At 68.4% G+C, this 1,582-nt stretch carries 2 protein-coding genes; both read left to right on the forward strand.

The features are described from left to right. Positions 1 to 806: methylisocitrate lyase (prpB, locus tag ABD164_RS17750; protein WP_344297995.1), on the forward strand; the 806-nt coding region annotated here is incomplete at its 5' end. A 48-nt stretch (positions 807 to 854) separates the two neighbouring features. After that, the coding region (locus ABD164_RS17755; RefSeq protein ID WP_344297997.1) for a citrate/2-methylcitrate synthase at positions 855 to 1,582 on the forward strand (728 nt) is incomplete at its 3' end.

Here is a 1,582-nt window from a genome sequence, read left to right on the forward strand (position 1 = left end):
CCAGGCTCATCGGCGAGAAGGGCTTCGAGGGCGTCTACATCTCGGGCGCGGTGCTGAGCGCCGATCTCGGGCTGCCCGACATCGGCCTCACGACGCTCACCGAGGTCGCGGGCCGAGGCAAGCAGATCGCGCGGATGACCGAGCTGCCGGCGATCATCGACGCCGACACCGGCTTCGGCGAGCCGATGAACGTCGCACGCACGGTGCAAGAGATGGAAGATGCGGGGCTCGCGGGCCTCCACATCGAAGACCAGATCAACCCCAAGCGCTGTGGTCACCTCGACGGAAAACAGGTCGTCGACGACGAGACCGCGCTCCGGCGCATCCGTGCCGCGGTCGACGCGCGCCGCGACCCGAACTTCCTGATCATGGCACGCACCGACATCGCCGCCGTCGACGGGCTGGCGGCCGCGGTCGACCGCGCGAAGGCACTCGTCGACGCGGGCGCCGACGCGATCTTCCCCGAGGCGATGCGCTCGCTCGACGAGTTCGCGGCCATCCGCGCCGCGGTCGACGTGCCCCTGCTCGCGAACATGACCGAGTTCGGCAAGAGCGAGCTGTTCACGGTGCGCCAGCTCGCCGACGTGGGCATGAACATCGTCATCTGGCCGGTGTCGCTGCTGCGCCTCGCGATGGGCGCCGCGGTTCGCGGACTCGATGAGCTCGAGGCATCCGGACGCCTCACCGCGAAGCTCGGCGACATGCAGCACCGCGCCGACCTCTACGAGCTCATCGACTACGAGGGCTACAACCACTTCGACACGTCGATCTTCAACTTCACCGTCACCAAGTCGCCGGTCGAGTAGGCGCGTCAGCGCCGTATCGAGACCACGCAACACGCAAGGGAGCACACATTGGCCGAGCAGGAGATCTACAAGGGCCTGGCCGGCGTGCCGGTCGACTACACCGCCGTGTCGAAGGTCAACCCCGACACGAATTCACTGCTGTACCGCGGGTACCCCGTGCAGGAGCTCGCCGCGTCGTGCACCTTCGAAGAGGTCGCCTACCTGCTGTGGCACGGCGAGCTGCCCGACGACGCCGAACTCGCCGTGTTCGAAGAGCGCGAGCGGTCGCTGCGCGGCCTCGACCACGACGTCAAGCGCATCATCGACGAGCTGCCGCTCACGGCGCACCCGATGGACGTCGTGCGCACGGCCGTGTCGGTCATCGGCGCGAGCGACCCGGCCACTCCCGACGACTCTCCCGAGGCGAGCCTCGACAAGTCGCTGCGGCTGCTCGCGAAGCTGCCGTCGATCGTCGCCTACGACCAGCGCCGCCGCCATGAGCTCGAGTTCGTCGAGCCGCGCGACGACCTTGGCTTCTCGGCGAACTTTCTCTGGCAGACGTTCGGCGAGGCGGCCGAACTGCCCGTGGTGACGGCGTTCGACGTGTCGATGATCCTCTACGCCGAGCACTCGTTCAACGCATCGACGTTCACCGCTCGCGTCATCACGTCGACCCTCGCCGACCTCTACTCGGCGGTCGTCGGGGCGATCGGCGCGCTCAAGGGCCCGCTGCACGGCGGCGCCAACGAGGCGGTCATGCACGCGTTCGAAGAGATCGGGGCGGGCGAAGGCGGCGC

The sequence above is a fragment of the Agromyces neolithicus genome, from assembly GCF_039529735.1.
Lineage (GTDB): Bacteria > Actinomycetota > Actinomycetes > Actinomycetales > Microbacteriaceae > Agromyces > Agromyces neolithicus.